The sequence below is a fragment of the Sphingobacterium sp. NPDC055346 genome (assembly GCF_053645235.1).
In genome coordinates this window covers 339,630-362,509 of record NZ_JBSHMI010000004.1, presented here as the reverse complement: position 1 = coordinate 362,509, position 22,880 = coordinate 339,630, and the positions used below count along the sequence as shown (strand labels likewise).

The 22,880-nt window shown below is 38.9% G+C and carries 19 protein-coding genes; 7 read left to right on the top strand and 12 right to left on the bottom strand.

Annotation, left to right across the window (positions count from 1 at the left end):
* Window positions 1–42: 42 nt before the first annotated feature.
* Entirely contained in the window at window positions 43–525 is a 483-nt protein-coding gene (locus ACWICE_RS10590; protein WP_185212571.1) for a very short patch repair endonuclease, read from the bottom strand.
* A gap of 185 nt (window positions 526–710) precedes the next feature.
* Between ACWICE_RS10590 and ACWICE_RS10585 the strand changes: the two genes are divergently transcribed.
* Together ACWICE_RS10585 and ACWICE_RS10580 are read left to right on the top strand one after the other, a co-directional pair.
* Entirely contained in the window at window positions 711–3,671 is a 2,961-nt protein-coding gene (locus ACWICE_RS10585) for a SusC/RagA family TonB-linked outer membrane protein (RefSeq protein ID WP_454298343.1), read from the top strand.
* Window positions 3,672–3,682: 11 nt separating this feature from the next.
* Window positions 3,683–5,371, top strand: coding sequence for a RagB/SusD family nutrient uptake outer membrane protein (locus ACWICE_RS10580; RefSeq protein WP_254527645.1), 1,689 nt, complete (start codon window positions 3,683–3,685; stop codon window positions 5,369–5,371).
* 49 nt (window positions 5,372–5,420) lie between these two features.
* Here the strand turns inward: ACWICE_RS10580 and ACWICE_RS10575 are convergent, their stop codons facing one another.
* Complete coding sequence (locus tag ACWICE_RS10575) at window positions 5,421–7,379, bottom strand: M48 family metalloprotease (protein WP_454298342.1); 1,959 nt, start codon at window positions 7,377–7,379, stop codon at window positions 5,421–5,423.
* Between the two features lie 321 nt (window positions 7,380–7,700).
* On the opposite strand from ACWICE_RS10575, the gene ACWICE_RS10570 reads away from it, so the two are divergent.
* From ACWICE_RS10570 to ACWICE_RS10560, 3 genes are read left to right on the top strand one after another with little or no spacing between them, the layout of a single operon-like run.
* Complete coding sequence (locus tag ACWICE_RS10570) at window positions 7,701–8,336, top strand: DUF6266 family protein (protein ID WP_454298341.1); 636 nt, start codon at window positions 7,701–7,703, stop codon at window positions 8,334–8,336.
* Window positions 8,336–8,797 (top strand): DUF5675 family protein, encoded by a 462-nt coding sequence (locus ACWICE_RS10565; protein ID WP_185212566.1) that lies wholly within the window; start codon window positions 8,336–8,338, stop codon window positions 8,795–8,797. Before ACWICE_RS10570 ends, ACWICE_RS10565 begins: the two co-directional genes overlap by 1 nt.
* Window positions 8,798–8,822: 25 nt before the next feature.
* The gene (locus tag ACWICE_RS10560) at window positions 8,823–9,011 is read left to right on the top strand and encodes a hypothetical protein (protein ID WP_185212565.1); all 189 of its coding nucleotides are present in this window, start codon (window positions 8,823–8,825) and stop codon (window positions 9,009–9,011) included.
* Window positions 9,012–9,070: 59 nt separating this feature from the next.
* Here ACWICE_RS10560 and ACWICE_RS10555 read toward each other — a convergent pair whose 3' ends face one another.
* The 4 genes from ACWICE_RS10555 to ACWICE_RS10540 form a co-directional block, all read right to left on the bottom strand.
* The gene (locus tag ACWICE_RS10555; protein ID WP_185212564.1) at window positions 9,071–10,195 is read right to left on the bottom strand and encodes a lipid II:glycine glycyltransferase FemX; all 1,125 of its coding nucleotides are present in this window, start codon (window positions 10,193–10,195) and stop codon (window positions 9,071–9,073) included.
* Between the two features lie 134 nt (window positions 10,196–10,329).
* Window positions 10,330–10,533 (bottom strand): YwbE family protein, encoded by a 204-nt coding sequence (locus ACWICE_RS10550; protein ID WP_454298340.1) that lies wholly within the window; start codon window positions 10,531–10,533, stop codon window positions 10,330–10,332.
* A 54-nt stretch (window positions 10,534–10,587) separates the two neighbouring features.
* Window positions 10,588–11,289, bottom strand: coding sequence for a DKNYY domain-containing protein (locus ACWICE_RS10545; RefSeq protein ID WP_454298339.1), 702 nt, complete (start codon window positions 11,287–11,289; stop codon window positions 10,588–10,590).
* 86 nt (window positions 11,290–11,375) lie between these two features.
* Entirely contained in the window at window positions 11,376–11,936 is a 561-nt protein-coding gene (locus tag ACWICE_RS10540) for a biliverdin-producing heme oxygenase (RefSeq protein ID WP_454298338.1), read from the bottom strand.
* 222 nt (window positions 11,937–12,158) lie between these two features.
* Here ACWICE_RS10540 and ACWICE_RS10535 point away from each other — a divergent pair, with 222 nt between their 5' ends.
* Window positions 12,159–13,694, top strand: coding sequence for a glycoside hydrolase family 43 protein (locus tag ACWICE_RS10535; RefSeq protein ID WP_454298337.1), 1,536 nt, complete (start codon window positions 12,159–12,161; stop codon window positions 13,692–13,694).
* A gap of 194 nt (window positions 13,695–13,888) precedes the next feature.
* Window positions 13,889–15,838, top strand: coding sequence for a glycoside hydrolase family 172 protein (locus ACWICE_RS10530; protein WP_454298336.1), 1,950 nt, complete (start codon window positions 13,889–13,891; stop codon window positions 15,836–15,838).
* On the opposite strand, the gene ACWICE_RS10525 is transcribed toward ACWICE_RS10530, so the two are convergent.
* From ACWICE_RS10525 to ACWICE_RS10500, 6 genes are all read right to left on the bottom strand, one after another.
* The gene (locus ACWICE_RS10525) at window positions 15,835–17,592 is read right to left on the bottom strand and encodes a hypothetical protein (protein ID WP_313259763.1); all 1,758 of its coding nucleotides are present in this window, start codon (window positions 17,590–17,592) and stop codon (window positions 15,835–15,837) included. The genes ACWICE_RS10530 and ACWICE_RS10525 overlap by 4 nt on opposite strands.
* A gap of 57 nt (window positions 17,593–17,649) precedes the next feature.
* Window positions 17,650–17,835, bottom strand: coding sequence for a hypothetical protein (locus tag ACWICE_RS10520; protein ID WP_185216778.1), 186 nt, complete (start codon window positions 17,833–17,835; stop codon window positions 17,650–17,652).
* 316 nt (window positions 17,836–18,151) lie between these two features.
* A complete protein-coding gene (locus ACWICE_RS10515) occupies window positions 18,152–18,601 on the bottom strand; it encodes a hypothetical protein (protein WP_254527626.1) in 450 nt (149 codons plus the stop codon).
* A gap of 56 nt (window positions 18,602–18,657) precedes the next feature.
* Window positions 18,658–20,262 (bottom strand): Na+/H+ antiporter, encoded by a 1,605-nt coding sequence (locus ACWICE_RS10510; RefSeq protein ID WP_185212556.1) that lies wholly within the window; start codon window positions 20,260–20,262, stop codon window positions 18,658–18,660.
* Window positions 20,263–20,427: 165 nt separating this feature from the next.
* The gene (gene ubiE / locus ACWICE_RS10505) at window positions 20,428–21,165 is read right to left on the bottom strand and encodes a bifunctional demethylmenaquinone methyltransferase/2-methoxy-6-polyprenyl-1,4-benzoquinol methylase UbiE (protein WP_185216776.1); all 738 of its coding nucleotides are present in this window, start codon (window positions 21,163–21,165) and stop codon (window positions 20,428–20,430) included.
* 199 nt (window positions 21,166–21,364) lie between these two features.
* Window positions 21,365–22,864, bottom strand: coding sequence for a SusD/RagB family nutrient-binding outer membrane lipoprotein (locus ACWICE_RS10500; protein WP_254527625.1), 1,500 nt, complete (start codon window positions 22,862–22,864; stop codon window positions 21,365–21,367).
* Window positions 22,865–22,880: the final 16 nt, after the last annotated feature.

The window sequence follows — 22,880 nt, the reverse complement described above, 5'->3', positions numbered from 1 at the left end:
CCTTAATAGATAGGGAATAGACTGATTTTGAAAGCCATTGAATTAAGGGTAAAGGCTTCTGGTTTCAATAAACAGATCGATTTGGTTCAGGACTTTTTTCAGATCCTTAATTACTTCATGGGACCAGAACCTGAATACCGTATAGCCTAGATCACGCAAGGCCTTGTTGTTGAAGAAATCCTTTTGCATATTTCTTTCGATTTTTGGAATCCAAAAAGCTTGGTTGCTCTTTATTTTCGATTTTACATTTTCCCAATCATAGCCATGCCAAAATTCACCATCGACAAAGATGGCTAATTTGTATCGGTGGATGACGATATCTGGGCTTCCCGGAAGTTTCTTTTGATGGATTCGGTATCGGATGTTTTTATTCCAAAGTGCTTTGCGCAATATAAGTTCGGGTTTAGAGTTTTTGCCTTTGATCTTAGACATTATCTTACTTCGCTTCTTACTGGTATAAAATCCTTTCGACTCCTCAAAGCGAGGAACTTGTATTGGGCTGTCATTGTAAAACTTATTAACCATCTACTAAAATTAAGGAAAATGTGTGATTTCTGAAGTAATAGGAAAGGTTTTGTAAGAATAGTTATACTTATACTGGCTTGACTTTTCCTAGTAATATTTAATTTGCTGCAAAATTTGTTAAGTGTTGTTTTTTTTCTATTTTGAGTTACAGTAAACCTAAATTTCTAACAAAACCTACTTAACTAATGAAAAAACAGAAGAGTTATTTTAGGACCCTGACAAAGATTCTATTGTTCAGTGGCTCCCTTAGTATGGTTCCCATTTCTCCATTATTTGCGAGTCCGTCAGTCTATACGGCCCCTCAGCAAAAAATCACGGGAACGGTCAAAGACTCAAAGGGGGAGGCCCTTTCCGGTGCGACAATCACCTTGAAAGGAAGCAGAATTAAGACCCAGACGGATGTCAACGGGAATTTTGAATTGTCGGATGTGCCAGCAGGATCGACCTTGACGGTCACCATGATCGGCTTTTTAATCCAGGATGTTCCTGTAACAGGGAATTCAGTAAATGTAGTCTTATCAGAAGATGCGCAAGGACTGGATGAAGTGGTGGTGGTTGGTTATGGTTCCTTGGACAAAAAGGAACTGACCAGTGCCGTAACTACCATCAAGCCCAAAGATTTTGTTCCAGGTACAGTTTCGCCGTTACTTTCGATGCAGGGCAAGGTTGCAGGCCTGAATGTTTCATCAAACAACGGTAGCGATCCGAACTCATCGGTCAGTGTACAATTGCGCGGAGTAAACTCCGTTAACGCCTCACAAGGTCCATTGGTGGTAATTGATGGGGTACCAGGAGGTGATGTGAACTCGGTTGCCAAAGAAGACATCGAATCCATTTCGGTACTTCGAGATGCATCCGCAGCTGCCATTTACGGTACACGTGCATCCGGGGGTGTCATCTTGATCACTACCAAAAGGCCACAGATCGGAAAACCAACTGTAAACTTTACATCCGAGTACTTTATGGAAACGGTTCGGAAGCGACCACAAGTTTTATCACCAGAGAAATTTGTGGAAGTTGGCCTTGGAGACGACCTAGGCCATAGAACCGATTGGTATGATGAAGTCACCAATAAGAATCCATTCAGTCACCGTCAAGTGCTGAATGTCAGTGGAGGTTCGGAAGATGCCAACGTCTATGCCACTTTCGTAAAAAGAGATGCCAAGGGTATTGCACTTGGATCTAAAAGAGGGGAGATCGGCGGTCGTGTCAATACCAATTTCAGGTTTTTTGATGGATTTGCAGAATTGTCAACCAATGCCAGTTATAACCAAGTAGATGCCGATTTTACCAATAATGACATCTTCAATATGGCCATGGTATTAAATCCAACCGAAACGCCATACAATGCTAATGACCTGACCGGCTATAATGTTTTGGTCGGAGGTTATGATTATTGGAATCCAGTTGCTGAAGTTATGTTAAGAGATGATAGAAGGCAATATCGCTACCTATTAGCGAACTCAACCTTGAAATTGAATCTTACTGACTATTTAAGCACCAGTGCTACCGTTGGTATCAAAAGTAATTCAGAGCATGGAAGTTTCTTCCGTTCGGCACAACATCGCTTATCTAGACAGGACGGAATCGATGGATATGCAAGTCAGGCATTCCAACGTAATTTGGATCGTGTTTTTGAATGGACGGTAAATTATACCAGACGTTGGGAAGAACATTCGGTCAATGCCGTTGGAGGTTATAGTTATCAAGATTTCAATGGCCGCGGCTTTGATATGAATAACTCTGATTTTCCAGTTGATGGTATCAAAGAAAACGACATGGGGACAGGTTCGTTTTTGCCGGATGGGCGTGCTGGAATGGGTTCATGGAGAAATCCATGGGTGAAATTGGCTGCCTTCTTTGGACGTGTTAATTATTCCTATCTAGACCGATATATTGTGACAGCTACTGCTCGATATGAGGGCTCTTCGAAGTTTGCTCCAGAAAACCGTTGGGGATTCTTCCCAGGTCTATCCTTAGGCTGGAGAATGTCTCAGGAACCGTTTATGAAAGATGTCACCTTTATTGATGACTTAAAATTCAGAGCGGGATACGGTGAGACAGGAAATGAGGGCTTCGGTGCCGAGGTATCAACACGGATGTACTCAGCGGATACTTGGTTCTTGCAAAACGGACAATGGTTCCGTACCTATGGGGTGAAACATAACCAGAACCCAGGCATTAAATGGGAAGTGAAAAAAGAATACAACTTAGGAATGGACTTTACCATCCTGAACAATAAGTTGAGTGGTCGATTTGATATCTATAAACGTAAGATTGATGACCTGATCTATGATATTTCTGTTTCGCAACCTCCGGCGATCCACGATAAAACAACGATGAACGTGGGTAGTATGGAGAATAACGGTTTTGAATTTGAGTTGAATTACAATGCTGTTCAAAAAGAGAATTTCAGTTACAGAACTTCAGTTGTTGCTTCGCACAATACGAGTAAATTAAATTCACTATGGGGAAGCCAGACATTTTCTGATCGTAAGGGATTCCCAGCTCCAGGTTCTCCGGGATCTGCTGTTAGGTTGTATCCAGGAGAGGAAATCGGAAGGTTCTTCTTATGGCAGTTTGCTGGATTTACCGATGATGGCTATTGGATGTTATACGATAAGGACGGTAATGCCTTCGACGTACGCGACAAGAACAAAACTGTAGGTGATAAGAAATTTGTTGGACAAGCGATTCCTACCATTCAGTTGTCATGGAACAATGAGTTTACCTATAAAAATTGGGATGCCAATATTTATATGAGAAGCTGGATCGGTCATGATGTTTTCAATATGATCAATATGTACTACAGCTTACCAAATGTAAAGGGACAGAATGTATTGGATGAGGCTTATGAAAAACATAAGGATATCAAGGGTGAAAAAGAACTATCTGATTACTGGTTGGAAAAAGGGACTTTCTTGAAAGTGGATGCAATCAATATTGGTTACACGTTCAACAGGGAAATGATAAAGCCATTTAAGAGCCTGAGAGTTTATGCAACTGGAAGAGATCTTTTTGTATTCACCAAATACAGCGGATTGGATCCTGAGGTGAACATCAATGGATTGGATCCAGGCTTTGAGGAAAGGAATGTTTATCCAAAGACAAGAACCTTTATGATGGGCTTACAACTTAATTTTTAATGAAAACGACCATGAAAAAATATATAATATTTCTATGTGCAGGTTTTGGTTTGTTGACAACAAACAGTTGTACCAAGCTTGATCAAGAGTTTTACAGCTCGGTAACACCAGAGACCTTTTTTAAGAGTGAGAAAGATATTCAAGCGGCCTTATTTCGCCCGTTTACCCATGCTAAATGGTATATGGGGGAAGACCGTTGGCGCTTGCAAGAATATACAGCAGATAATTTTGCCATTACCACCAAAGGTAGGCACTGGTATAATGGGGGTGAGAATGAAAGATTTCACTATCATCGTTGGACACCGGATGATGGATGGATTTGGGGTAGCTGGAGAGGCACACTAATGGGTGTAGCTTTGGCATTGGATGCGAAAAGCGATTTAGAGAAGTTAGATTATACGCAATTTGCACTGACCGATGAAATTAAAGCATCGCATTTAAGTCAATTGGATGCCTTGATTGCCTATTTCTATTTACGGGGTTTGGATTATTTCGGAGGGATGCCAATTTTCGAATCACTTGAAGGCGAGGCTTTACCACGAAATACCGATGTGGAACTGTTCAACCATATTGAAAAATTGTTGAAAGCAGCTTTGGAAAACATTCCAGCTAAAAAGGCTGGTGAGCAGGAAGACGGTGCCATTACCAAGGGAGCGGTTGCTGCCATGCTGGCACAGCTTTATTTCAATGCGGAGTCGTATATCAATAAACCGATGTACAATGAAGCGAAAACCTTGGCCCAGGCCATCATCAATAATCAATATGGCAGTTATTCTTTAGATACGCAATGGAATGGTCCCCATACCTTTACCAATGATAAATCGCCAGAAATCCTATGGTCTATGCCCTCGGAATTCAAAAAACTGGAATATAGTTGGTTCTATGCTGATTTTTATCATTATAACACCCGTCAGTATTTCAACCAAGATATGGGGGCGAACAATGGTGCCCACTTGACACCATCGCGCAAGCCAGACGGAAGTTTGTATACCACTGACTTTAAGTTAGGTGCTCCATATGAGAAATATTCAGCTGGCGATTTCAGAAAGAAGCCATACAAATACAATGGAAGTGGAAATTATGAAGGTATGTTCATTATAGGTCCACACTTGACTCCAGATGGAAAAGCAATAGTTGGAGGAGAGGAGTATAAGGATAAGCCATTGAATTTTGTGGATCAGGTAGGAAGGTTTACAGAAGTAGGAGCAGGCAAGAAATATTCGAGTGTCAGTCAATTACCATCTAAAATGTCAGAGGGAGAAGAAAATACGGGAGTTCGTTTGGTTAAAGTTCCGATTCCAAATCTGAACGACAATACCTTGAGATGGGGCGCAGATATGCCTATCATTCGTTTGGCAGAGGTTTATTACATGCTTGCCGAATGTAATTTCCGTGCAGGGAATGCTGCAGAGGCGGCAAATCTGATCAACCAAGTGCGTAAGCGTAATTTTGAAGGTGGAAAGGATCCTAATCCTGTGACGGTTGCTAACCTTGACAAATACCGCTTGCTGGACGAGTGGAGCATTGAGTTTCTAGGTGAAGGAAGAAGAAGGACTGATTTAGTTCGCTGGAAAGCCTTTACTACGGAGAAATGGTGGGATCATGTGGCCAGCAATTCTGCTCATTTAAACAGATTTCCTGTTCCGAATGAAGCTATTGCAGGTAATAATAACTTACAACAGAATCCAGGCTACGAATAATCATATTTGGATGAAAGAAGAAAGAGTGACTGCATCAGTCACTCTTTTTTTATGAACCTCTGTAGAGGTCCTTCTGAAAATTAAGTAGGTTGTACTTATGGAGGAAGTAAGCCCTAAAGGTCATGTAGTAGTATTGATGGATAGCCGTGAATAATAGATTTAAGTTGTCGTCGTGATAGGCTGATCCTTCAAAATATACCAAGTCGTTATTGACAAATCTGGTCAAGCCATCCAATGTATCCTTTGCGAGTTCTACGGTCAAATCTGAATTGCTAAGAAGCGATGAGATTTCGGTCTTTAATCTCGTTTCCAGGGATTTGTTTTTCATTAAATGACTGATGATTTCAGTATACTCAATCTGTTCATAAACAAAGGCATACCTTTGCGTCAGGTCATAATAAAATTGGATGCGATTCTCAAAGCATGCTTCCATTTCCTTCATCACTTCATATTTCTTCTTTAATTGACTTTTGGTCAAATCATTATCCGCAAGACTATAGAAGGTTTCAAATGATTTTGTGTTTATTTCATTTATCTGTGCCTGTTTAGCTTGAATTTCAATTTCTACGGATTTGAGGATTTGATTAGCATCCGAGCTTTTATATTTTACCCCATCATAATCAAATGATTTGATCTTATAGGTTTTGTTTTTGATATCAGTTAAGGTCTGTTTATCATTCAATAAGGAATTAAGGTCAAAGGAAAGGTCTCGATTATGATCGGAAAATAGTTCAGAGATTGAAATTGGCTCAGCATGGTAATCCAGCTTGGAGAAATCTTCAATTATCGGATTGATGAAGAAATAAAAGTCATTATACATTTCATCAAAATCATTTTTCTCAAAATCCTTCACAAAGTTTTGCTGGAATTCCAGAGTATCTAACTGTTTAATGGGGCCTTGGTGATTGAGGTTGACAAATAGATGGTTTTTTATTTTTTGGAATAAGTTATCCTTATTCTTGAGTAACTCGATAGCAGGAGATTGATTGTTGTAATCAACCTGAATATCCATTTTTGCAATGGCCCTGATGCGGTCTTGAGTTGATGGATGCGACTGCCATTGGTTTTCTATATTCAATTTAGATTTATTGTATTTTGACTCAGCATCCAAAGGTACCATGGGGAAGCCATTGTTGATTTCGTAATTGTTCTTTTTAGCAAGAAATAAATTAACCACCTGCTGGTTTTCATAGATGTCTTTGGGCAACCAGTTTTGGTTATGGTTCTTTTCATAAAAAGAAATGACGCTTTCCAAGGAATGATTTGCGAAGCTCAATCTTTGTAAACTATCTGCCATGGCCTTTGATCCAGCCACATTGGCCGCAATTTCATCAGCATGAAATTCCATTTCCCTGGAAAGGGCAAGATAATTTATGTTGATATAGTCATATAGTTTCTGGAGGATCTTTTGAATTCCATTTATGGAGAAAATGGAAATATATAATGGTAAGGCAAGATAGGAGCTCAAACCGGCAATGTTTTCATGCATCTTTCTCAAGGATTCATTGTTGTAGAGCATGTTGAAAATAACATTGTTCACATTATATACATAGCTACCGACCTTCATGCTTCGTTGCGAAAAATGGCCGAATTCATGGGCTAGGATAGCCCTCAATTCTTGGTTGGTCAATGAATTTATTAATCCCACGCCAATCTGTAGGTTTTTTCTAACTGGAAAAAACATACTCCAAAAGCTAGAATTATAAAATACGGAAGCATTAACGTTGTAAGTCAAAAAGACCTTTTGAGGGAAGTCAGTTTTTATTTCATTTACTAATTGATGGATCATGGCAAACAATTCAGGTTGTTCTTCTTGGGTGACTTCGATGAACTCACTGGTGTCGGTCTTATTCGTTGCGAAAATAAATTTGATCAAGAAAAACAAGATCATAAACCCTGCTGCAATCAAACCTAATCCGAGTGTGATCGTCAAGAAATTAGGATAATTCACAATCGTCCAGATTCCGAAATAAGAGAAAGAAGCCGTGATTGCTATCGCAGTTAGCAAAAGGATGCAGTAGACTAAAATAAATACGAAAATTGAAAAAAGAGTTTTTTTAACCCGGGATTGAAAAGCTTGGGAAACTTGAATGTCCATAAATGTTAATTAGTTAAGTCTAATATAAAAATTTATACTAAACAAAATTCATAGTTTGTTTTTTAGGCTCCTATCATTGAGTTGTTTTCTGTTCCATATTGTTCCATATCGTTTCAAACAGTGCCAAACTATTTCAACATGTATTTATGGGCAAAGAAAACTAGAGTTTAGCTGTCGATATCAAAACAGCATTGCATGCAATCGAATGGTTAAATTTTAAAAATTAAAAAAATGGCAATTATTTCAAACGGAATTTTAGGAAGTTTTTCAGGAAAAGTAGGTTCAGTAGTTGGTGGAAGTTGGAGGGGGATAGAATATATCCGCTCACTTCCAAAAAAGGTCAAAAGAGTACCTTCAGAAAAGATGTTGAACCAACAGGCTAAATTTAGCTTAGTCATGAGTTTTGTAAATCCATTGCGAGATTTTTTGAAGGAAAATTATGAGGATGAAAAAATCAGGTACATGACATCGGCGAACCTTTTGTCCAGTCATATTTTAAGGAATGCTGTACAAGGGAATTTACCTGAAATCAAATTGGATTACTCAAAAATTATTATCAGCAAAGGGACCGTAGAACAGATCATTGATTTAAGCGGAAAACAGACAGATCAGTCTATTTTGCTGACCTGGGCTCCAGAGTCGAAGTATTTGGTTCCATTAGCGGAAGTTGAGATTAGAGGGGTCATTTTTAATGAGCATAAAAAGCACTTCCATCACCTGTCATTAGGTACTCGAAAAATATCAACTGCAGAAATTTCAATGAATCTATTTGAGAAAGGCGAAAAACTGGCAATATGGGTGTATTCTATTGATAAGAAGACCAAAAGGATTTCTGAAAGTCAATTTGTAAAAGAATTTATTGTCTAATGATCGAGTTGGTCAGAGTGTACAGTGCTGAAAATAGTACTTTATCTCATCTCTATATCGACGGTTTGTTTGCATGTTATATTTTGGAGGATAAGATCAGGTCTTCAAAAGTTTTCGGAAGAACCTGTATTCCTGAAGGGAATTATCCACTTGAGCTAAATAGCACGGCAGCGATGAACAGTCAATATGCGCCTAAATTTGGCAGACGTCACCAAGGTATGCTGGAGATCCGAAAAATTCCTGACTTTTCACTCGTGTTTTTCCATGTCGGAAATTATCATACCGATACTAAAGGCTGTCCGTTAATGGGAAGTTATTTCAGGAAGGAAGGTCAAGATTTTATGATTATTCAATCTGCCTTGGCCTATAAAACTTGGTATCCCGTTTTGGTAGAAAAGATAAGGATGGGGTCGGGAAGAATCAAAATTGTTAACCGCTTACAGGAGTTTAAATATGATTGATCCTCAGAGCAAAATTGGAAAATGAATGAAATTAATTTTAGAGGCATTATCCCAAATCCTATTGATGGTGAGGTCATCATCAATCAAGTTTCCTGGGAAAGTCATGATACTGATCAAATACTTAGGTTTGTTGCTTGATATCTTAAAGCAATGGTTTTATGCCAACCGAGATGTTAAAAAAGACGCTAAAGTAAAAAGATTTGTATTTAGATAATTGAAAGAATAATTAAAATGAGATTGGCAGTCCTTCATTGGACTGCCAATTTTATTTTTTTAGTTGAGGTGATAGCTTTGGTTTTGAAATTCCATGGAAGCATAATAGTTGTATTTTTCTTTATTCAGAGGGTAGTCCCAACAACCCATCCGGTGATACACTTGTCCGCCAAAACCTGATTTGAATCGATATAATCCATACATAGGATGTGATTCATCCGCTTGCGGGGATATTCCAAAGAAGTCATATTCAGTACAGCCATTTTCTTTAGCTAACTGCATTGCTTTCCATTGCAGTGCATAAGTGGCCATATAATTTCTGTTTTCGGTAGCAGAAGCACCGTAGAGGTAAGTTCCTCTATTGCCCGCAAGGACTAAAAACATGGCTGCAAGAGGTTGTTCATCTACTTGAGCGACCAAGAGAAATACCTGCGCAGGTGATTGGGTATCATTAGCCCGAGCGCTTAAAACCACCTTAAAATAGTTGATGTCATGCAGGAAGAAGTTGTTTCTCTGCGCTGTTTGGCGATAAAGTTCATACCAAACATCTAGGTTTTCTATGCCTAAGGATCGGATTTCTACACCTTTTCTTTTTGAGAGATTGATATTATAACGGGTCTTGGACTTCATGTTAGCCAAGATATCTTCTTCATTTTTTTTGAGATCCATGAAGATCGTATTGGAAGGGAGAATATCTGTATTAGCTTTACGAAGATTCCAATTTTCAGTATTGAAGTTAAACCTTAGTTCTTGAATTCTTTTTTCTGGAACACCGATCCAGTTTCCATGAATGTCATAGCAATCATCTTCTTTTGCCCATAAGGATTCCCATGATAGGTCATATCGGATCATGATACAGGATGGGGGAAGATAACTTCTGAGGCTTTCGGAAAGTTGTTCCAGGAAATAGCCTTGGTTTTCAGCCTCTGGTTCAATTTCAGGGCCATAAGGAACATAGGCAATACAGTGATCGGCATCAAGGTGCTGAATGATGATCAGCAGGTCGCCAATGATATAGGTGTCATCAGCTGGATGATTGAACAAATCGGATGACTTTACCTTAAAGTTATAGGCTACGCTTTGAACCCCTTGCATTTTCTTGACTTCAGACCAATAAGCGGTCTGTTGGATAATAGAGGTTCTGTAGATTTCTTTTATCTGTTTATCTTCTAAATCTGCGATCATGATGCTCTTTATTCTATAGGAAAGGCTGGCGAGAATAAATAAATCACCGGCCTTTGTGCCAAAAAGAGGCAAACATAACCAATAAAAGTTGGCTAAACGAATTTAATTGTCACGTTGTTGTTAGAAAGCGCTATTTAGTCTTCGTCGATAATTTCAGCGACTCTACCAATCTGGCCATCAGTGAGCCTAACTTTGATTCCCCGGCTATGGTAGGGAGCAGAAGTAAGGATATCTTTCACAATTCCTTCGGTGAGATTTCCAGATCCTTGGTCTTTTTTTAGGATAATATTAACCAAGATACCCGGTTTGATGTTGCTTCTAGAATTTGGATCGCTCATTTTTTGCTTTGTTTATAGAGTTGCGAATTTAGCCATTCTAATGGATTTAGTCGATTAACTTTCTTGCTTTATAATTTTTGAATCATTTTGGATAGAGCGAGTGTATTCATATTTTCCATTTTTGTCCAATAGTATGATGGGCTGTTTGATGAGGTTATAGTATTCCACTTCAAATGATTGGGGGTCTAATCCAATCTCGAAATCGTAATGAAAAATTCGGAATTGATCTTTAATAAAACCCCATTGATCCAGGGAATAATCATCAACGTCGATTGGAAGGATCTGGTCTTCATAATAGATATGTCGATCGTCCTTTCCATACAGAAAATTAAGATATTGAAAAGATTTAGGGTCCACATTTACTAGTGCATTCAGGTTTCCATCTTTTCTGATGTATATTCCGTTTTTATCTTTCCAATAAACGGTGTCGTATTTATCTTGGATATAATTAAATGACTTGCCGTCCAGGCCATCCACTATTACAATCTGCCATTTTGCTTCGGGGTTGTTCATTCGGTGTCCGTAGGCATTAACAATGGTATTTGCAGGGGAATCAACTTGTAGGCATTCTCGATAGACATGGTTTTTGTCAGCAAAAAATCCCGAAACTTTTCTGAAAGTATCAGGGTCAGCTTTAGGGACTTCAATGACTTGGTTTGTATAGTCCCTAAATTGTAAGACTTTATCTCTATACTGATAAAAATTATCGAATAGTCTTTTGAGGTCTTCTCTTTTTAAAGTTTTGAAGAGTTCCATGGGTAAATTGTTTACATGGTTAAAAGATAAAGATGTAAAAATAAATATACCAAAAATACCTGTTCTAAGACTGTTCTATTTATTCGCTATTTTTCTATTTCAGCCATAAAAACTTCCTCAAAATTATCAAATGTTTGATTGGCAATATCAATTGCTGACTTTTCTTGAGAAGGGTCTGAAGCAAATTTGTTCAATGCATCAGTGTATTTTTTCCACATTTCTTGACTTTGATCCCCATAGCCTTCGAAAAATGAAAAGCCTTTTGTGATGCCATTTTTCTTTAACATTTGAACGATATATGGGCCGCCCATGATGGATCCTTCTAATACATAGAATGAACTTAATGCCTGCAATTTATTTTCAACTTTGGGCGCTTCTGCTGGAGGTAGGCTGCTTAAATCGAACCCAAGGCTTTGGATGTCTGCTAGAATATAGGAAGAATCTCTGCGCAAGGCTTTGTCAGGTAATATTTCGGTGTTAATGAATTTTCCGGTTTCTTGTTCTACGGCATGGAAATAAGCGTAGAAACTTTTTAAAAAGGTCGCATATTCAGCTTCAGTTTTAATTTTTTTGATTATTCTAACCATTTTAGCTTCTAGCCTTTGGTGAGACCCTTTAGTTTCTTCCTTGATAATTTTACTTAGCATGATTTTTATGTGTTTAATAAATAAACCAATTTTTAGGGCATTAATTGTATTTAGGATGTAAAAAAAGGATTACGGAGATTCCGCAAGCTACAATTTGGATGCGGAAATTGCGTTCAATAATAATCTTTCATTGCATTCATATATAGATGGCTTAAACAATTTAGCTAAGCCTTGATTGGCTGTGAATTATTTGCTATTTTGCAGTTAATCAATACAAACCTTATGAATTACGAACTAACTTTTCAAAGAATATTAGCAGGTATTTTCCTGATTGTTGCTGTTTTCATTTCTTCGCCATTAAGGGCACAGAACCAAGCAAGAATAGTTGGTGATTTTGCAGACCCTAGCGTCATATCAGCCAATGGAAAATATTATGCAGTGGGAACTTCCAGTGAGTGGGCTCCCCATTTGCCCATTTACACCTCGACAGATTTAAGGGAATGGAAACAGGTGGGTTTTGTTTTTGAAAAAACTCCTGACTGGATTGCATCTTCCTTTTGGGCACCAGAATACTTTTATCAGAATGGGACTTTCTACGTGTATTACTCCGCAAAGCGTAAGTCAGATGGAGTTTCCTGTATCGGGGTTGCAACTTCCAAATTTCCGGATCGAGGTTTTGTCGATCAAGGGATTGTTGTAGATTATGGAACCGAGTCTATCGATGCATTTGTTGTCAGGGATGGTAAGGATCTTTACATGACCTGGAAAGCCTATGGTCTTGATAAGCGACCTATAGAGTTATTGGGCAGTAAACTTTCAGCGGACGGTATGAAGCTTGAGGGCGAACCATTTTCTATATTACAAGATACTGCAAAAATTGGTATAGAGGGGCAGAGTTTTATTAAGAAAGATGGGTATTACTATATGTTTTATTCTGCTGGAGCATGCTGCGGTCCAGGATGTGATTACCATGTACAGGCGGTTCGCTCAAAAACTATTAGAGGACCATATGAAGATGTAGGTGAGTCTGTGCTATTAGGAAGCAACGAAAGATGGAAATGCATGGGTCATGGTACTTTTGTGACCGACAAAAAAGGAGATTATTATTACCTATTTCATGGTTATAGCCAAGATGGGACGGTCTTTACTGGAAGGCAAGGTTTATTGGCAAAGTTGGAATGGTCAGATCAAAATAAGCCTGTTTTTGATTTCATAAAAAATGATAGTGAAGATGGAACATCAAGTTTCAGTTTGGATTTCAAGAATATTAAACGATCAGCTTTGTTTGGGCAATGGGATTTTAGGAATGCTATTCCTAAAATAGAATTGAATTCAACGGGCTTGGAACTATCTGCTGCTGAGATAAAAGCAAATGAAGTTGGGTCTGTGTTAACTTGGAGGCCTGCTAGCAAGAAATACGACCTAACTGCCAAATTGGATTTATTGAAGTCGGATCAAGAACTTCTGAAAGGGGTAGTGATCTATGGAGATAAAGATCGTGCTCTTGGTCTATCTGTTCAAGGAAAGAAAGTTATAGTATGGCAGGCAAGTGGGGAGGAATACAAGATCCTTTCTAGCCAAGAAATTCCAGGGAATACGAAAGAAATTTCCCTAAGGCTTCAGACAAAAGATGATCTTAGCTGTACGGCATCCTTTTCAGTTCAAGAAGATATTTGGAAAGTTATGGAAATAAACGATGCAAGCAGCTTTAACCTTAAGGAACTTGCACCTTGGGACCGTAGTCCAAGGCCAGGCCTGCAAGTCAAAGGTGGTTCCAATAAAAAAGCAGTATTTACTGAACTGTCCTTAACTTATTAAAACATATAAAAACGCCATTCTATCCTAAAAGGTAAAATGGCGTTTTTGTATCCAGATTCCGTACAATTAAGTACAATCTTGACGAATTGCTATTCTGGAAAGAGGGTCTAATTTATGTTATTTTCTTTATCTTAGAGTAGCTTAAACGTTTAATACCTTTATAAACAGCAGTTTAATTTTCAAAATCCATTGCCATGAAAAGAGCTTATTACCTGTCAATTTTGGCCATTACTTTTATTGTTTTAAACAGTCATCCGGCATTTCCGCAAAAATCACCGTATAGTTTTGTTGAGGAGTTGGATAATTTAATCCGTCCTGATTTACTTCCATCCTATAGGACCGGCGAATATATTGAACAAATATCAAGTTATGATCGGACAGGTAAAAACGATGATGGATTTGGAGGAGCCTATTCTTTTATCCGAAAAGAAGGGAATCATTTGGTCATTGCAGATTTTAAGGGATCGGGTGTTGTCAATAGAATTTGGACACCGACCCCAACCGATGATACCCTGGCCTTCTATTTTGATGGTGAAAAAGAAGCTAGGTTGAGGATCCGTTTTTCAGATCTTTTTTCAGGGAATGTTTTTCCATTTGTGAAGGGAATTTCTGGGAATGAGGTCGGGGGCTATTTTACCTATCTTCCCATTCCTTATAAGAAGTCGTTGAAAATAGTTTTTGAAGGGGAGAAAATCCTGTTCTTACAGATCCAGAATAGGCAAATGCCTGATAGAAAAGTTGAATCTTATACCGGGAACTATTCGCCAATCGAAAAGGCCAAGATTGAAGAGCTAAGTAAAATTTATACGGGTATGGATCCAGGTGCCGATCTATTTGCTAAAGGCAAGTCAGCGGGTATTCAGGTCGTAGAAAAGACATTTGTAATCAACCCGGGTGAAGAACTTGACTTTTTTAAAGCAAATAAGGGTGGAAGGATTGTTGGGCTGGAAGTGGATGCAGGCACATCATTTGAAGGGATGGAAAAAGATATTGTATTGTCTGCAAAATGGGATGATGAAAAAATTGAAGCTGTTTATGCTCCGGTTGCTGATTTCTTTGGATATGCCTATGGTAAAAAAGCTATGCGGGGTCTATTAATGGGGAGTAAGGGAAACCTAAACTATAGCTATATGCCTATGCCTTTTGACCGATCTGCTGAACTGAAAATGGTCTATAAGAAAAGAGCCAATCTGGAACAAGCGCCCATATCAATCAAAACTAAGGTTTACTATACAGATGAGGCAAGAGAAAAGGAGAAAGAAGGGAAGTTTTATGCGGTATGGCGAAGGGAAAAGCCAGAGACAGGTAAATATTATGAATTTTTAAAAACTAATGGAAAGGGTCATTATGTAGGGACCATTCATCTGGCTCAAGGCTTAAGGCAGGGCATGACCTTGTTCTTTGAGGGGGATGATGTTACCCATATCGATGGGAAACAAAGGTTGCATGGAACAGGTTCAGAAGATTATTATAATGGGGGTTGGTATGCTTTGTTGGACAGATGGGACCGTGGGATAAGTTTGCCCATCCATGGATCACTGGATTATAGTTTGCCAATGGGAAGGACAGGGGCCTATCGTTTTTTCATGACGGATAAAATGCCTTTTGAAAAGGAGATTGACCATGTTATCGAGCATGGTCCAGAAGGTAATGAGTTTCCAGTGGATTATACATCTATCGCCATGTATTATGCTGCCCAACCTTTGCGTTCAAAAATTGAGCCTACAGATGTACTTCGTCAGGTTTATTTGCCAACGGTTCATGAGTATTTCCCACAGTTGATGGAAGTAACACTTGGTGGTGGGGCAGAAGTCAAGCAAGACCGTGGATTAAGGATGCGTTCTGATGGGCATCATACCGTTCGAGTTATGCTCACTGATGTTCCAGAAGGGGAGTATAAATTGTCGATTTCCTATTTTGAGAAGAAAAATGGGGCTGAATTCGCCATTTGGCAAAGGCAAAAGCTAATTGCAGATTGGAAGTCAAGCCAAGCTGCCCATGAGAAATTGAATGAGAAGGTAGAAATGGGAACTATTAAGATCACGAAACAAACCAATTCCATTACCTTTCACGTCCGGAAGCAGGGAGAGAAAGGTAATGAATTTGAGCTAGATCGGATATTTTTGGAAAAAATCGGTGATTAACCTTTTTTTCTGACACAACGGATGCAAGCATTCCAAGTCGCTGTATAATTTCCGGTATTGATATAATTTCTGGACATGAGACTATAATTGAACTGTGCAAATACAGCAGCTTCCTTGGTTCTCCAATAGCCTTTTGTTTGCATAAAGTTTAAACTGTTAGGGAAATATTGGCTAAATCCTTCTGTACTGATTCTTTTATAACCCATTGGAACAAAATTAAGATACCCATCAACATATCCGATTGATAAGGATGTAGGATTTTGTGGGATTATTCTCGTATACCAATTTAAGCCTACAGTCTGTAACTCTTTGTTGGAATAATCATCCAATTGATTGAAATCATCTCTTGTTGGTAAATCCCAAACTCCTTCTGGATAGATTCTTTCACAGATGTTCTTGCCACCTATATTGTAGATATCATTGGTAAACATATCGGTCATGTGGGGGACATCATCGGTCGAATTGAAAATAGGGTTGTCATATCGGAATCTGTATTCATAATAATTGCCAGGTAGTCTAGGGCTTTTAATATTTCGGTACACATTTGCTCTAGCCCACATGGTATTACCAATTGGAATAGCAGATTCAACCAATTTGATTGAAATAAAATAACTTTTTCCAGGTTGAGGGATAAAATTTGGGAAACTGAATGCACGATTATAAAACTCTCTTTCTAAATAATAAGGGTTGTCACCATATTCAGAAAGTCGCTCGCTTTTTATTTTAAGGGTGTCCAAAGAAACAACCAAGTTTACAGGTGCAGTTCCATTAGCAACTGTATAAAAGGTGTATCTTCTTTTCCAATCTGCTTCTGGAACAGAATCAGTTCCCACTGGTACAGAAAAACCAGAACCATGATGGTTATAGACATTGAATGCACTGATCATATTACTTGGGTTCTGGTAACTGCTATCGATTAATCTGAAATCAGCTCTGCTAAGACCTGAGTTGTCCTTGAATCGAGGGCTGGCATAAGCTATTGCGCCGAACATGCCCCTAGAGTTAATTTCAACTATGATCTGCGCGGTTTTCCTGGTCAAGACAATGTTGTTGATGCTGCTACTGCCATCGATGACATTGCCAGTAGTTATGAGGCCAGTAGCATAAGCAAAGTCCTGCCTCAATAAATTATTGTTTCCAGAAGGTTTAACTGGTAGGCTGTTTTGATTTGCTGTAAATACTTCTAAAGGACTGTTGTTGTTGTACGTATATGCATACCATCGATAATTCGTGTTTCTGTATGCTTCAATGGAAACATCCGTACCACCAACCTGACCATCAGCTTGGTCAACAAATTCGATTGGCTTGCCATTTGGATCTGCTTTATATAGTACAATTTTATAACGCACACCATTTTTCAGTTGGGAGATCGCGCGGGCAAAATTTCCATTGCCCGAAGTTCTGGACTGTTTGTTCTTTACCGTGAGGGATTTCTTTTCCATCTTATCTGGATAATGGTTGGGTATTTCCTCTGTTACCGTCATAATGGCATCAATACCATCTAAACTTACGATTTCACTTTCTGCTGCAATCTTTCGTCTCCTTGCTGTAACACTATTTGAAGCTTTACTATTATCATGATTCAATTCAGGTTCACTGATGTCTTGGACACCTTGAATTCTAAAGTGAAGTGAATTTTCTTTGGAAGGATTAGGTTTCTCTGTTTCTCCAGTTTGCTTTTTACATGCTAGTATAGTTAAGATAAAAATCAGGAAAATAGCATGAAATAAATAGGTCTTATTAACTGTTATCATGTTAAATTAAGTATTGGTTTAATTTGAGCTTGGTTCTTAATTGTTTTTTTTAAGAATTTATAGATCAAAATTCTTGAATTTACCATCTGTGTTCATGTCCCAATCTTCTACTTTTGGTTCATTTGAAGGTCCTCCTGTCTTAATATTATAAGATCCAACTGCAATCCCTTCCTCTAATTCGAATTCTTCGATGAGGATAATTGGCTTGACATAAACTTTCTTTTTGTTAGTGCTGTGGTCCATGCTATTTGTTTGCAAAGAAATAGTTGTTGTGTGTTTATTAACTAAATAATTAAAAATGTGAGCGAAAATATATTGTATTGTTTAAATAAATAAGTAAATGTATAACCAACATATATTTATGTTAATAAAATTAACTTTTATGTAGTAAGCTTTATTTGGTTTATTAGGATATAATCGTGGTTTTTAAGGAATTGTGGGTATGAAAATAATTTTTTGGAATTATTTTCTTTTGTAACAAAGTAAAATCCGCAACTACGCAGTAGTTGCGGATTTTACTTATCAAGTGCGTATTTTAGTATGGAAAGGTGGGGAGGGTTTATTTTAAAAGCCAGATATTGCTTTTGCCTTCCAGGGCTTCATAAGGTCTGGAGTTGCCATTCAGTAAATCTGTTTCATGGCCTTCTAAATGCCAGTTGAGGTCTTCTTCATTTACTTTTTTCATCTGAAAAATGGCTTCAGGGTCCTTGAAACTAATGTCACTTTTTAGCATGTTGATTTTATTGTCGGCAAAAAGCTGTTCAGCCTCATCTTTGCTAACCTGGATTAAGTTATTGGCTTTTTGGTCAAAATCTGCTAATTCCCTATCCATTTCCCTTGGATAATTATCTGCAAGGTAGGAAGCATATAAGTCCCGGTTTTTGGTTCGTAGGGCTTCATTTTTATAGGCAATGCGTTCAGGGTTCAGTTCAAAGTTAAAGTCTTCGGGATGTTCCCTAAATCCAAATTGTCTGTTTAATTCTTCAATTCTTTGTTCCAATGTCGGCATAAGTTTGATTTTATTGTTTCCTAATAAACGCTTTAAGGGCTGTTTTGTTATTTTTATTATGGCAAATGGCTTTTGAAAACCAAGATGATTCTTTCTTCTTCTAGGTCAATTTGATAGATCTGCTGACGTATCAATTCCTCATCATACTTTTCATCTTTGTTTAAGTTGGTCAAATATATCCTTTGTTCAGCGAAGATTTCCAGTAAGGTCTGCTTGCTTACTCCATTCATCCAACTGTGTTCTTGAACTTTGGATTGATCTTCCCAATACTTCAAGATCCTTTCCATGGCTGCGTCGCCTTGATGTTGGTTTTCATATCTATCCTTGACGAAATTGTAGACATGGGATTTTAGTCCGAGCTTCATGTTCCGTCTATTTTCCTCTTCCATTTCTTCTTCATTTTTATAGCCTTTGAAGGGCTGGGTTTTAGCAATCAAATAAGGTAAGGTGAGTCCTTGTATGACCAAGGTCAATAGGATGGCGACAAAGGTGATAAACAAAATAAGGTTCCGGTGTGGGAATGCTTCGCCGTTGGGAAGGGTTAAAGGGATGGCCAAAGCCGCAGCCAGGGAGACCACGCCGCGCATACCTGTCCAGCCCATCAATAGCGGAGTATACCATCTTCGGGTACTAAACTGTTGTTGATGTGCAATCTGGGGCCTAAAAATGAGGGTTGCTAACATGGCAGCAAAGGCTGAAATCATTCGAGCTGCAATTAATACGATGGTGATGATGATGCCGTAGCCAATAGCTGTTCCCAACGGGGTTCCATGAGCCCGAATTCCGGCCACTATTTCGGGGAGGTCCAGTCCAATTAATAAAAAGACCATTCCATTCAATAGAAATACAAAGCTCTCCCAAACGGAGGCCCCCTTGATCCGACTGCTTGCTGCCAAGTACTTGAGCCTTTGTGAGGACATGTACAGACCACCTGCGACAACCGCGAGCACTCCTGAACAATGCGCCTGCTCTGCCAACCAATACATGAAGTAGGGGCTGATCAAGCTCAGGGCAATATCAGATGCTGCTTCGGTGCGCAGGTGTTTATGTATCCAAATAAAGATCTGAGCCACCAAAAGGCCAATGCCAACTCCCCCAAACAGCATCCATAGGAATTGCGTTCCTGCCTCTTGCCAAATAAATTGTCCCGTTCCTACTGCTACCAGAGCAAAACGGAAGATAATTAAGGAAGATGCGTCGTTCAAAAGGCTTTCGCCTTCTAGAATGGCAGTTGTTGATTTGGGGATCTTCACGAATTTGGTGATTGCCCCGGTGCTGACGGCATCTGGAGGGGAGACAATTCCCCCTAGGACAAAGCCTAACGCCAAACTGAAGCCTGGGATGATCTGATTGGATATGATGGCGACTAGAAATGCGGTGAAGAATACCACCAAAAAAGCAAAGCTTCCAATGATCCGCCACCATTTTTTCATTTCCTTGAATGAGACACCCCATGCGGCTTCATAGAGGAGCGGTGGTAGAAAGACAAAGAAGATAAGGTCGGGGTCTATCTTTAAGAGGGGCAGACCCGGAACAAAACTAATGGCCAAACCTGCCAAAACCAAAAGAATAGGATAGGCTATTTTAAGCTGATTGGCGAAAATGGTTAAAAATACGATCAGAAGTATTAATACCAGGATAAAGGGTAGTAGGGTATGCATGGCAGATTAGTATTTAGTATTTAGTATTTAGTATTTAGACAGGGAAATGGGGTTTTTGGTTGTAATAGTGTGATGTAATTGATTTAAGAAATTTGATATTTTAAACAATAAAAAAAGGATAGTGTTTTGTGACACTATCCTTTTTTTGAAGCTTTTATTTCTGATTTATTTCTTTATCCCTTGGTAAATGGTTGAGGCACCGAAAAATTGAGGCATTATCTTTACGTCGGTGAATCCGGCTTGTTCGAAGCGTTTTTTTAGTTCCTCGCCATACGGGAAGTTTAATGCGGATTTTGAAAGGTATTTATAGGCGGTTTTGTCCTTGCTAAACATACGGCTCAATAAAGGCATTACCCATTTGGTATAGATTAAATGGCCTGACTTCAGGATAAAATTTTGAGGTACGGAGGTTTCAAGGACGATAAGTTGACCACCTGCTGCTGTTACACGATATATCTCTTGTAGGCACTTGTCCAGGTTTTCAAAGTTTCGGATTCCATAGGTAATACTGATGGCATCAAAATTATTGTCTGGAAAGGCAAGGTTCTCTGCGTCTTGCTGATCTAGTTTAATTCTGTTTTCCAGTCCCAATTGTTTTACTTTTTCTTCCGCTACGGCCAGCATGCCTTCTGAAATATCCGTTCCGATAATTTCCGAGGCTTTGCTATTTGCGAAAAGCAGGAGCATGTCGCCGGTTCCGGTTGCAATGTCCAAGATTTTATTGGGGCTTTTTGCTGCGACAAGATTGTAGACATTTTTCTTCCAACCTTTTTCCATGCCAAAAGTAATGACCTTGTTGAGTTTGTCGTAATTCCCGGAAATGGAATTGAACATTTTTCTCACCTGTACATGTTTTTGCTCTTGAGAAGCCTGATCTGGAAGAATAATCTTGTTGTCGCTCATTCTTAAATTTTTAATATCTGCCAAAGGTAAGTTAATTCGGGGATAAAACAGACTTTTTGGAGGGAAATTCTAAGGATAAGGAAGGGGAGAAGCATGCATTTACTTGCCCTAAGAATGAAAAAAAACAGCAGTAACCATTTGGTTACTGCTGATCTTCTTTTATACTCTTAATCTGATTAACTCAGATTGGTTGTGCAAATTAATTCACGTCCCAGAAAATTTTGCTGGTCTGTGGATCGATGTCTCCTTGAGCAGTTACATTTGCATTGTTGTAGCTGTATTCACTTTGAGGATACATCAAACGAAGCGGGATCTTACGTCCTTGAATATTAGGATTAGCAGATAGAGGAACGTCAGTAGGGAATCCCAATCTTCTGTAATCTACCCAAGCTTCGAAGTTGTTGATACTAGGAAGGGATAGATATTTTTGGTTAATGATCAATTCCAATTTGTTGGCTGCATTATCCCAATTAGCTGAAGCCGCAAGAAGGTCGTCTGCTTCTGTTTGTGCATTGCTGACGTTTAGCCATTTGAAGGATTCCGATACGGCGTTTTCATATGTAGTTTTAGCGTTTCCAGTTAGCCAGCCGCGTTGAGTTGCTTCTGCTTGAAGGAATAAGCTCTCCACAGATGTAAAGAACCACATTGGGTCAGAACCAGAAGAAACGATACCTGGTCCAACTACTCTAGATTGGTTCGCAGAATACAATCCTTGAACGGTTGGTCCGCCAAAAATTGCACCTACATATTCAATGGTAGGATCTACAGGATCATCAGCCTTATCGAAAAGGTATTGATAACGGATATCATTATTTGATACATATCTATCTAATAAATATGCACTTACTCTATTGAATGCATCTGTTTCAATTCCACTTTGATCTGCTACATAAGACATATAGACAGGGTTTACTTGGCCGTCGTTATTGGCAAAGCTCAAGGTTAAATTGGCTGAATTACCGGCTTCAATAAATCCGCTGCCATCAGCCGTAATTTTTGCAATTTCAGCAGTAGGGTTTTGAGCAAACTCTGATTGGTGGATCAATAATTTAAGGGATTGGGTATTTGCCAGCTTTCTCCACATGGTTAGATCGCCTCCAAAAAGGACATCTGCTGTCGCTGTTGCATCTGAAATTTCGGGGTTAGCCTTGAAAATTTGGCGGGCTTCCTCAAGTTGTACAAGTAAATCCGCATAGATGTCTTGTCCCTTTTCATATGTGGGAGCAATATTTGCATCTCCTTTTAATGCGTCTTTATAAGGTACGTTATTGTACATATCAACAAGGTACATAAAACCAATAGCCTTAATTACCTTGGATACACCTAAGAAAAATGTTTCATTGGTTTCTTCCGCTTTTTGAGCCATTAATTCGGCGTCGTTTAGGACATCAAACCAAGTGGTTGAACTATTAGCCCATTGAGCTTGCTGAAATGCAGGTGTGATACTGTAGTTTTCCAAAGGTAAACTTGGTCCATAACTAGCACCGCGACCATAATATCCGGTCCATGAGGCTGCAAAGGAGTATTGAGTTCCCATTCTTGTTGCTGTCTGCTTCAATACCATCGGTAAGATGTACTGAGGAGTGACAGAGGCAATCGTAGGTCTGTTTGGGTTGGTGTTGATATCAAAGAAACTATCTTTACAACCCGACAGTACTAAAGAAGTTGCTAGTACTGCCAATAATATTTTTTGTTTCATTTTCTTCTCGATTAAA

Excerpts from the sequence above, each read along its gene's own strand:
- ACWICE_RS10565 (WP_185212566.1), top strand. The coding sequence starts at position 8,336 with ATGATCGAGTTGGTCAGAGTGTACAGTGCTGAAAATAGTACTTTATCT.
- ACWICE_RS10525 (WP_313259763.1), bottom strand. The coding sequence starts at position 17,592 with ATGATAACAGTTAATAAGACCTATTTATTTCATGCTATTTTCCTGATT.
- ACWICE_RS10570 (WP_454298341.1), top strand. The coding sequence starts at position 7,701 with ATGGCAATTATTTCAAACGGAATTTTAGGAAGTTTTTCAGGAAAAGTA.
- ACWICE_RS10510 (WP_185212556.1), bottom strand. The coding sequence starts at position 20,262 with ATGCATACCCTACTACCCTTTATCCTGGTATTAATACTTCTGATCGTA.
- ACWICE_RS10520 (WP_185216778.1), bottom strand. The coding sequence starts at position 17,835 with ATGGACCACAGCACTAACAAAAAGAAAGTTTATGTCAAGCCAATTATC.
- ACWICE_RS10530 (WP_454298336.1), top strand. The coding sequence starts at position 13,889 with ATGAAAAGAGCTTATTACCTGTCAATTTTGGCCATTACTTTTATTGTT.
- ACWICE_RS10535 (WP_454298337.1), top strand. The coding sequence starts at position 12,159 with ATGAATTACGAACTAACTTTTCAAAGAATATTAGCAGGTATTTTCCTG.
- ACWICE_RS10500 (WP_254527625.1), bottom strand. The coding sequence starts at position 22,864 with ATGAAACAAAAAATATTATTGGCAGTACTAGCAACTTCTTTAGTACTG.
- ACWICE_RS10590 (WP_185212571.1), bottom strand. The coding sequence starts at position 525 with ATGGTTAATAAGTTTTACAATGACAGCCCAATACAAGTTCCTCGCTTT.
- ACWICE_RS10560 (WP_185212565.1), top strand. The coding sequence starts at position 8,823 with ATGAAATTAATTTTAGAGGCATTATCCCAAATCCTATTGATGGTGAGG.
- ACWICE_RS10555 (WP_185212564.1), bottom strand. The coding sequence starts at position 10,195 with ATGATCGCAGATTTAGAAGATAAACAGATAAAAGAAATCTACAGAACC.
- ACWICE_RS10540 (WP_454298338.1), bottom strand. The coding sequence starts at position 11,936 with ATGCTAAGTAAAATTATCAAGGAAGAAACTAAAGGGTCTCACCAAAGG.
- ACWICE_RS10585 (WP_454298343.1), top strand. The coding sequence starts at position 711 with ATGAAAAAACAGAAGAGTTATTTTAGGACCCTGACAAAGATTCTATTG.
- ubiE (WP_185216776.1), bottom strand. The coding sequence starts at position 21,165 with ATGAGCGACAACAAGATTATTCTTCCAGATCAGGCTTCTCAAGAGCAA.
- ACWICE_RS10515 (WP_254527626.1), bottom strand. The coding sequence starts at position 18,601 with ATGCCGACATTGGAACAAAGAATTGAAGAATTAAACAGACAATTTGGA.
- ACWICE_RS10545 (WP_454298339.1), bottom strand. The coding sequence starts at position 11,289 with ATGGAACTCTTCAAAACTTTAAAAAGAGAAGACCTCAAAAGACTATTC.
- ACWICE_RS10550 (WP_454298340.1), bottom strand. The coding sequence starts at position 10,533 with ATGAGCGATCCAAATTCTAGAAGCAACATCAAACCGGGTATCTTGGTT.
- ACWICE_RS10580 (WP_254527645.1), top strand. The coding sequence starts at position 3,683 with ATGAAAAAATATATAATATTTCTATGTGCAGGTTTTGGTTTGTTGACA.